Source organism: Micromonospora sp. NPDC047620 (assembly GCF_043205005.1).
Lineage (GTDB): Bacteria > Actinomycetota > Actinomycetes > Mycobacteriales > Micromonosporaceae > Micromonospora.
On sequence record NZ_JBIDDG010000014.1, the window covers coordinates 1 to 8828 of the forward strand.

The following is an 8828-nucleotide window of genomic DNA, read 5'->3' on the forward strand; positions in this document are numbered from 1 at the left end:
CCGACCCCGCCAGACGCTGGGCTGGGCAACCCCAACCCAGCGTCTCGCTCAACTCATCGCGCCCTGACGATTGCACTCACCACTTGACACCGCCCGGCGTGCCGCGACAACAACTTCATGATCAACGCAACGTGCGGGGTCGGGTCACTCGTCGTCTTCGTCGTCGAGGCGCGCGAGCCAGGTGGCGAAGCGCTCGATCGGGGTCTCGAACTCGGGGTTCAGGTCGACGAAGTCGCGGAGGCGCTCGCCGAGCCACTCCATGCTGACCTGCTCGTCGCCCCGGCGTTCGACCAGTTCCTCGATACCGCGGTCGGTGAAGTACATGCTGTCCGTTCCTCGTTCGTCGCTGTGCGGTGCGGTGCCGGCGTCCGGGCCGGCCTGGTACCGGCCCCGACCCGCCGACGGGCGGGGAGGGGCCGGGACGGCGACCGGGGCAGAGCCGTCAGGGTGACGGGCTCTGCCCCGGTGCGCTCGGCGGCGCGGTCAGGTCACGGGCGGGGGAGAGCCGCCTCGATCAGGGCGGTCTGCTCGACATCGTGCATCTTCGCCGAGCCGACGGCCGGGGCGGCCGCGGCAGGGCGGGAGATGCGACGCAGCCGGACGTCGGCCAGGTGCTCCAGCAGGTTGAGCGCGACGAACGACCAGGCGCCCTGGTTGGCCGGCTCCTCCTGCACCCAGGCGTAGTCCTCGGCGTTCGGGTACGCCGCCAGCGCGGCCCGGATCTCCTCCACCGGCATCGGGTAGAGCTGCTCCAGCCGGATGATCGCGGTGTCGGTGATGCCGCGCTCCTGCCGGGCCTGGAACAGGTCGTAGTAGACCTTGCCCGAGCAGAGCAGCACCCGCTTCACCGCCTCCGGCGCCGGGGCGCCCGGGTCGCGCAGCACCGGCTGGAAGGTGCCGGTGGTGAACTCCTCGACGGAGGAGACGCAGAGCTTGTGCCGCAGCAGCGACTTCGGCGTGAACACCACGAGCGGCTTGCGCTTCGGCGAGAGCGCCTGGCGCCGCAGCAGGTGGAAGTAGTTCGCCGGGGTGGTCGGGATGGCCACCCGCATGTTGTCCTCGGCGCACATCTGCAGGAACCGCTCCGGACGGCCGGAGGTGTGGTCCGGGCCCTGGCCCTCGTGGCCGTGCGGCAGCAGCAGGGTGACCGCGGAGCGCTGGCCCCACTTCACCTCGCCGGAGGAGACGAACTCGTCGATCACCGACTGGGCGCCGTTGACGAAGTCGCCGAACTGCGCCTCCCAGCAGACCAGCGCGTTGATGTTCTCCACCGAGTAGCCGTACTCGAAGCCCATCGCCGCGTACTCGCTGAGCAGGGAGTCGTGCACGAAGAACCGGGACCGCTCGCCGTCGCCGGTCAGCGACTGCAGGGGCAGGTGGTCCTGGCCGGTCTCGGCGTCGACCACCGCGGCGTGCCGCTGAACGAAGGTGCCCCGGCGGGAGTCCTGACCGGCGAGCCGGACGGTGACCCCGTCGTGCAGCAGCGAGCCGAACGCGATGATCTCGCCGAAGCCCCAGTCGATGTTGCCCTCGACGGACATCTTGGCCCGCCGGTCGAGCAACTGCTGGATCCGCTTGTGCGGGGTGAAGCCCTCCGGCAGGTTGACGTGCGCCTCGCCGATGGCCTTGACGACGCCGGCGTCGGTGGCGGTCTCCACCTGCGGCTCCGGCTCGTCCTCCCGCTTGGGGCGGCTGAGCTGGCGCGGCATGGTGGCCGCGTCGCGGGTGGCCTTGAAGACCCGCTCCAGCTGCGACTGGTAGTCGCGCAGCAGCTCCTCCGCGTCCTCCACGGTGATGTCGCCGCGCCCGATCAGCTCCTCGGTGTAGAGCTTCCGGACGGACCGCTTCGAGTCGATGATCTTGTACATCTGCGGGTTGGACATCGACGGGTCGTCGCCCTCGTTGTGCCCGCGCCGGCGGTAGCAGACCATGTCGATGACGACGTCCTTGTTGAACGCCTGCCGGTACTCGAAGGCCAGCCGGGCCACCCGGACCACGGCCTCGGGGTCGTCGCCGTTGACGTGGAAGATCGGCGCCTGGATCATCCGGGCGACGTCGGTGCTGTAGAGGCTGGAGCGGCTGTACTCCGGGGCGGTGGTGAAGCCGACCTGGTTGTTGACCACCACGTGCACGGTGCCGCCGGTGCGGTAGCCGCGCAGCTGGGAGAGGTTGAGCGTCTCCGCCACCACGCCCTGGCCGGCGAAGGCGGCGTCGCCGTGCACCGCGAGCGGCAGCACGGTGTAGCCCTCCAGCTTGAGGTCTATCCGGTCCTGCTTGGCCCGGACGATGCCCTCCAGCACCGGGTCGACGGCCTCCAGGTGCGACGGGTTCGCCACCACCGAGACCTTGACCGCGTGGTCGCCGTCCGGCGTGGTGAACTTGCCGTTCTGACCCAGGTGGTACTTCACGTCGCCGGAGCCCTGCGTGGAGCGCGGGTCCAGGTGCCCCTCGAACTCCGAGAAGATCTTCTCGTACGGCTTGCCGACGATGTTCGCCAGCACGTTGAGCCGGCCGCGGTGGGCCATGCCGATGACGACCTCGTCCAGCCCGCCCTCGGCGGACGCCTCCAGCACCTCGCCGAGCAGCGGGATCAGCGACTCGCCGCCCTCCAGCGAGAAGCGCTTCTGCCCGACGTACTTGGTCTGCAGGAAGGTCTCGAAGGCCTCGGCGGCGTTGAGCCGGTTGAGCACGTGCTTCTGCTCGTCCGGGGACGGCTTCTCGTACTTGCGCTCGATCCGCTCCTGGATCCAGCGCCGCTCCTCCGGGTCCTGGATGTGCATGTACTCGATGCCGACCCGGCGGCAGTACGAGTCGCGCAGCACGCCGAGGATGTCGCGCAGCTTCATCCGCTGCTTGCCGGCGAAGCCGTTGACCGGGAACTCGCGGTCCAGGTCCCACAGGGTCAGCCCGTGCTGGAGGACGTCCAGGTCCGGGTGCTTGCGGATCTCGAACTCGAGCGGGTCGGTGTCGGCCATCAGGTGCCCGCGCACCCGGTAGGCGTGGATCAGCTCGTGCACCCGGGCGGTCTTGTTGATCTGGCCCTCGCTGTTGACCGCGACGTCGCGCATCCAGCGCACCGGCTCGTACGGGATCCGCAGCGAGGTGAAGATCTGGTCGTAGAAGTCGTGCTCGCCCAGCAGCAGCTCGTGCATGACCTTGAGGAACTCGCCGGACTGCGCGCCCTGGATGATCCGGTGGTCGTACGTGCTGGTCAGGGTGATGACCTTGCTGACCGCCAGCTCGGCCAGGGTGGCCTCGGACATGCCCTGGTAGGGGGCCGGGTACTCCATCGCGCCGACGCCGATGATCGCGCTCTGCCCCTGCATGAGCCGCGGCATCGAGTGCACGGTGCCGATGCCGCCGGGGTTGGTCAGGGAGATCGTGGTGCCGGAGTAGTCCTCCATGGTCAGCTCGTTGCGGCGGGCGCGCCGGACCACGTCCTCGTACGCCTGCCAGAACTGCCGGAAGTCCATCTGCTCGCAGGCCTTGATGGACGGGACCACCAGGTTGCGGCTGCCGTCCGGCTTGACCAGGTCGATCGCGATGCCCAGGTTGACGTGCTCGGGCCGGACCATGACCGGCTTGCCGTCGACCTCGGCGAAGGAGTTGTTCATCTCCGGGTGGGCGACCAGCGCCCGGACCATCGCGTACCCGATGAGGTGGGTGAAGCTGACCTTGCCGCCGCGCCCACGGGTGAGGTGGTTGTTGATCACGATGCGGTTGTCGACCAGCAGCTTGGCCGGGACGGCGCGCACGCTGGTGGCGGTCGGCACGGCGAGCGAGGCGTCCATGTTCTGGACGATCTTCGCCGCCACGCCGCGCAGCGGGGTGGTCTGCGGGCCGGTGGCGGTCGGCTTGGTCGGCGCGGGCTTCGCGGGCGCCGGCTTGGCCGGGGCGGCCTTGGCGGCCGGCTTCTCCGGCTTGGCCTCCGGCTTCTTCTCCGCCGGCTTGACGGCGGCCGGCTGCGCGACCGAGGTGGTCGCCTCCTGCTGCCCGGCGGGCTCCGGCTTGGCGGCCGGCTTCGGGGCCTGCTTTTCGGCGCGGGGCGTGCCGGCGCCGGGCGCCGGACGGTAGTCCGCGAAGAAGTCGTGCCAGGCCGAATCGACGCTGGTGGGGTCGGCGAGGTAGCGCTGGTACATCTCCTCGACGATCCACTCGTTCGGGCCGAAACCCGCCAGTGGGTTCTCCTGCGAAGTCTGCTGGGTCGACACGGCCGGTAATCGCCTCTTTCACGCGGGTTTGTGTGTCACGCGGTGTCCCCGTGCCGCCCTGTCTGCGAGCGCCCACGAGACGGCTCCCAGGCTACGCCGTGCGGATGCCGCAGGCATTTCCGCCTCCGCTGCGTGGCCCGTTTCACAGAAGATGCCAGAAGTTGGCCAAACGCTGCGTGTTCCGCCGGCTGCTGGTAAGGCCCGCCGTGTCGCCGGCGCCCGGTACGACGGGGGCGGGGGTGGTGCCCCGGCACCACCCCCGCCCCCGTCCTCCGAACCCGTCAGGAGATGTCGCGACGGCGGGTGATCGCGACGCCGACCACCCCGCTGACCACCGCGTAGCCGATCAGCACGAGCGCGCCGACCCACCACTGGGGGGTGAAGTCCGTCTGGCCCTCGCTGACCATGACGGTCGAGGCGACGGCCGGCCAGATCACCTGCCACTTGGCCACGGCCTGGTTCTCCAGCACGTTCGCCAGCAGCATGAACAGCAGCCCCACCACCTGCGTGCCGACCAGGTAGAGCACCGCGGCGGTGATCACCGCGCCGAGCTGGTTGGTGATCAGCGTGCCGATTCCCACGCCGAGGACCGTCCAGATCGCGTACGCCAGCAGGTTGAGCAGCAGCGCCCGCTGCACGGCCCACTCGTCGAGCAGGGTGCCGTAGTCGTTGATCGACAGGAAGACCGCCCCGGCGGCCAGGTCGATCACGGTGGTCACCAGCCAGAACCCGAAGCCCAGCAGGCTCGCCGCGACGAGCTTGCTGAGGATCACCGACGTGCGCCGCGGCGTGGACAGGAACGTCGTGGTCGCCGTCTGGTGGAAGAACTCGTTGGTGACCATCAGGATGCCGATCAGCATCACGAACATCAGGCCCAGGTACTGCCCGGAGGTGTAGAGGTTCGCGGCCTGCGCCGCCGCGGACGCCATGTCGCCGGTGACGCCCAGGCTCTCGCCCTTGCCGCTCAGCGTCTCGTCGGCGACCCAGGCGTTGAACGCGAACGCCAGCGCGATCGACAGGAACGCGCCGATGGCCAGCCACCACCACGTGCTGGTGGTGCGGATCTTGAGCAGCTCGGATCGGACGAGGTTCATCGGATGCCCGCCTTTCCGGCCGTCAGCTCCAGGAAGACCCGTTCCAGGTCGGGCCGTTCCGTGGTCAGTTCGTGTAGTTCGACGCCGGCGGCCAGGGCGACCCGGCCCACGGTCGGGGCGTCCACCCCGCCCACCAGCAGGACGCCGTGCTCGTCGACGTCGACGGTGGCCGGGCCGTCCTTCAGCGCCACGGTCAGCGCGTCGGCCTGCGGGGTGCGCACGCGCACCCGGACGCCCTGCGCCATCGACCCGATCACGTGCTCGACCGTGCCCTGCCGGACGAGCTGGCCGGCGGCGATGATCACCACGTCGTCGGCGAGCAGCTGCATCTCGGACAGCAGGTGGCTGGAGACCAGCACGGTGCGGCCCTCGTGCGCGAGGTTCTTGAGGAACCCGCGCATCCACCGGATGCCCTCCGGGTCCAGGCCGTTGGCCGGCTCGTCGAGGATCAGCACCTGGGGGTCGCCGAGCATCGCGGCGGCGATGCCGAGCCGCTGCTTCATGCCGAGCGAGTAGCCCTTGAACTTGCGGTTCGCCGCCGGCGTGAGCCCGACCAGCGCCAGCGCCTCGTCGGCCCGCTGCTTCGGCAGCCCCGCCGCCGCGCAGAGCACCCGCAGGTGGTTGATCCCGGTGCGGCCCTTGTGCGCGCTGGACGCCTCCAGCACCGCGCCGACGTGCCGCAGTGGGTCGGTCAGGTCGGCGTACCGGCGACCGCTGATGGTCGCCTGTCCGCCGGTCGGGGTGACCAGGTTCAGCAGCATGCGCAGGGTGGTGGTCTTGCCGGCACCGTTGGGGCCGAGGAACCCGGTCACCCGCCCCGGCTCGACGGTGAAGGACAGATTGTTCACGGCCCGGACGTTCTTGTACTGCTTCGTCAGGCCGGACACCACGATCTGACCGTCAATTGTGGGGCTTCGCTGCCCGTCAGTCATTGCTCTCCTTCGTGCGGGGGCGTCGGGGTACGCCGTGACACAGCGTGGCGGGCGGGCGCAACGAGGTCAATCAGGCGCGCTCCGTAGATCCACCTCCGCCTCAGGCATGAGGCCCTCCTCCCCAGGAACGACTACCCGCCGGCTGCCGTCACGGCGATCCAGGTCGCCCGGGCCCAGGCCAGGAGGGTGCCGTCGGGGGCGTACAGGCTGGTGTGCACGAGCGCCTTGCGGCCCTCGCCGCCGACCATCGCGCCGGTCACCACGCACTCGTCGCCCGGCTCGGGCAGCGCCGCGACCACCGCCGCGATGCGGCCGAGGACGTACGGCCGGCCGGGAGCGATGACGGCCCAGCCGCCGGGGCAGTCCAGCGCCGCCCAGACCGTGGCGGGAGTGACCGACCCCGGCGTGCGGAACGGCGCGGCGGTCCGGCCGTCCGGCAGCCGGCCGGGGAAGATCCGCAGGCCGTCGGGGTGGTCCGGGCCGCAGACGTAGCAGCCCGGGAAGGGGTGCTCCACCAGTCCGGGGTACGCCGCCGACGCGGCCCGCGCGGCCGGCAGGTCCACCGGCGGCACGACCGCGCGGGGATCCTCCGTGGGGCGGACCTGGGCGACGACCAGGCCCTCCGGGTCGCGGACCTCCCCGTCGACGAGAGTGAGCAGGGTCTCCAGCGGGGGCGGGCGGCGCAGCGTCACCTCGACCGGCCCCGGGGCGCCGGACGCGGCGGCGAAGACCCCGGCGCTCCAACCGCCGTTGCCCGAGCCGGGCGGCCCGTTGTGGCGCGACTCGATGATCATCAGACACCTCCCGCGGCGCGGCGTCCGGCCCCGTCGCCGGCCCGCCCCCGGCAGCCTCGCACGCCCGCCGGCCGGCCCCGCCACGGGTCGCCGACCGCCGTTCACCTCATCGACACTCCTCACCCCAACGCCCGGCAACCCGGGCCGCCTACACAGATGCCATGGCCGTTCTGCACGCCGCTGGCGCACCCCTGACGACCAGCGGATACACCCTGCTGATCGCCGACGACCCGAGTGAGGTCGCGGCCGCGCAACGCCTCCGTCACGAGGTGTTCGCCACCGAGCTCGGCGCCACCCTCCGCCCCGACGCCGCCGGGCGCGACGTCGACGAGTTCGACCCGTACTGCGACCACCTGATCGTCCGGCAGGAGAGCACGGGCGAGGTCGTCGGCACGTACCGGCTCCTCCCGCCGGACCGCACCGACCGCCGGTACGCCGAGACCGAGTTCGACCTCGCGGCGCTCGACCCGCTCCGGGAACAGCTGGTCGAGGCCGGCCGCTCCTGCGTGCACCCCGACCACCGCTCCGGCGCCGTGATCAACCTGATGTGGGCCGGCATCACCCGCTACCTGCACCTACGCGGGTCGCGCTGGCTCGGCGGCTGCGCGTCGGTGCCGGTGGCCGACGGGGGCGGGACCGCCGCCGCGGTGTGGGACGAGGTCCGGGCCCGGCACCTGGCCCCGCCGCCGCTGCGGGTGCGTCCGCGCCGCCCCTGGTTCGCCGAGCCGGGCGCGACGACCGGGCCGGCCGACGGTCCGGCGGGGCAGGCCGTGCTGCCGCCGCTGCTGCGCGGCTACCTGCGCCTCGGCGCGTGGGTCTGCGGGGAACCCGCGTACGACCCGGACTTCGGGGTGGCCGACTTCTACGTGCTCTTCTCCCTGGACCGGATGAACCCCCGCTACCTGCGGCACTTCCTGGGCGGGGCCGAGCGGTGAGTGCGACACCTCTCTGGCTGCCCGCGTCGGGCTGCGGGCCGGCCTGCCTCCCGGTCGCCGGCGAGCCGCCGGCCGCGCCGGCTGCGCCGGCGGCCCGGCGGGCGGCCCGGCTGCTGGCTGTGCTCGGGATGCTGCTGGCGGGCACGGTGCTGGCCGCGCTGCTGCCGGTGCTGCCGGCGGGGGAGCGGGCCGTGGCCGTGCGCGGCTGGGCCCGGGGGACGCTGCGCGCCCTCGGCGTACGCCTGGTGGTGCGCGGCCGGGCGCCGCGGCGGCCGGCGTTGCTGGTGGCCAACCACGTCTCCTGGCTGGACGTGCTGGCGCTGCTGGCCGTCGCGCCGGCCCGGATGGTGGCCAAGCGGGAGGTGCGCTCCTGGCCGCTGGTCGGGCTGCTCGCGACCGCGGCCGGCACCGTCCTGGTCGACCGGGCCCGGCCGCGCGACCTGCCGGCGACGGTGGCCCGGGTCGCCGCCGTGCTGCGCGCCGGCCGCCCGGTGGCGGTCTTCCCGGAGGGTACGACGTGGTGCGGGGCCGCCGACGCGGTCGGCTGCCGCCCCGGCCGGGGGTTCCGCCCGGCCCTGTTCCAGGCGGCGATCGACGCCGGGGCGCCGGTGGTGCCGCTGCGGATCGGGTACGCGTGCGCGGCGACCGGCGCGCCGACCACGGCCGCCGCCTTCGTCGGCGACGACAACCTGTTCCGCTCGCTGGGTCGGGTGCTCGCCGCCCGCGACCTGGAGGTCCGGGTGACCGTCTCCGCCGCGCTGCACCCCGCGCGGGACGCCGACCGTCGACTGCTCGCCCGAACGGCCGAATCGGCCGTGCACCTCGTGCCGCCGCCGGCCGGGTCGGCGGCCCCGGGCACGCC

The 8828-nt window shown here is 72.4% G+C and carries 7 protein-coding genes; 2 read left to right on the plus strand and 5 right to left on the minus strand.

Annotated features, from left to right (window positions below):
* Positions 1 to 144: 144 nt before the first annotated feature.
* From ACGF5C_RS18615 to ACGF5C_RS18635, 5 genes are all read right to left on the minus strand, one after another.
* The gene (locus ACGF5C_RS18615; RefSeq protein WP_357698122.1) at positions 145 to 324 is read right to left on the minus strand and encodes a DUF6104 family protein; all 180 of its coding nucleotides are present in this window, start codon (positions 322 to 324) and stop codon (positions 145 to 147) included.
* A 164-nt stretch (positions 325 to 488) separates the two neighbouring features.
* On the minus strand, positions 489 to 4211 hold the full coding sequence (locus ACGF5C_RS18620) for a multifunctional oxoglutarate decarboxylase/oxoglutarate dehydrogenase thiamine pyrophosphate-binding subunit/dihydrolipoyllysine-residue succinyltransferase subunit (RefSeq protein WP_393303153.1): 3723 nt from the start codon (positions 4209 to 4211) through the stop codon (positions 489 to 491).
* A 281-nt stretch (positions 4212 to 4492) separates the two neighbouring features.
* Complete coding sequence (locus ACGF5C_RS18625; RefSeq protein ID WP_393303155.1) at positions 4493 to 5305, minus strand: ABC transporter permease; 813 nt, start codon at positions 5303 to 5305, stop codon at positions 4493 to 4495.
* On the minus strand, positions 5302 to 6237 hold the full coding sequence (locus ACGF5C_RS18630; RefSeq protein WP_393303157.1) for an ABC transporter ATP-binding protein: 936 nt from the start codon (positions 6235 to 6237) through the stop codon (positions 5302 to 5304). Before ACGF5C_RS18630 ends, ACGF5C_RS18625 begins: the two co-directional genes overlap by 4 nt.
* A 131-nt stretch (positions 6238 to 6368) precedes the next feature.
* A complete protein-coding gene (locus tag ACGF5C_RS18635; RefSeq protein WP_393303159.1) occupies positions 6369 to 7031 on the minus strand; it encodes a hypothetical protein in 663 nt (220 codons plus the stop codon).
* A 161-nt stretch (positions 7032 to 7192) separates the two neighbouring features.
* Here ACGF5C_RS18635 and ACGF5C_RS18640 point away from each other — a divergent pair, with 161 nt between their 5' ends.
* Both ACGF5C_RS18640 and ACGF5C_RS18645 read left to right on the plus strand, forming a co-directional pair.
* Positions 7193 to 7966, plus strand: coding sequence for a GNAT family N-acetyltransferase (locus tag ACGF5C_RS18640; protein WP_393303161.1), 774 nt, complete (start codon positions 7193 to 7195; stop codon positions 7964 to 7966).
* Positions 7963 to 8828, plus strand: an 866-nt coding sequence (locus ACGF5C_RS18645; protein ID WP_393303163.1) for a lysophospholipid acyltransferase family protein, incomplete at its 3' end; no start/stop codon positions are given. The genes ACGF5C_RS18640 and ACGF5C_RS18645, both read left to right, overlap by 4 nt.

Coding starts and splice junctions, on each gene's coding strand:
- ACGF5C_RS18625 (WP_393303155.1), bottom strand. CDS start 5,305: ATGAACCTCGTCCGATCCGAGCTGCTCAAGATCCGCACCACCAGCACG.
- ACGF5C_RS18615 (WP_357698122.1), bottom strand. CDS start 324: ATGTACTTCACCGACCGCGGTATCGAGGAACTGGTCGAACGCCGGGGC.
- ACGF5C_RS18630 (WP_393303157.1), bottom strand. CDS start 6,237: ATGACTGACGGGCAGCGAAGCCCCACAATTGACGGTCAGATCGTGGTG.
- ACGF5C_RS18635 (WP_393303159.1), bottom strand. CDS start 7,031: ATGATCATCGAGTCGCGCCACAACGGGCCGCCCGGCTCGGGCAACGGC.
- ACGF5C_RS18640 (WP_393303161.1), top strand. CDS start 7,193: ATGGCCGTTCTGCACGCCGCTGGCGCACCCCTGACGACCAGCGGATAC.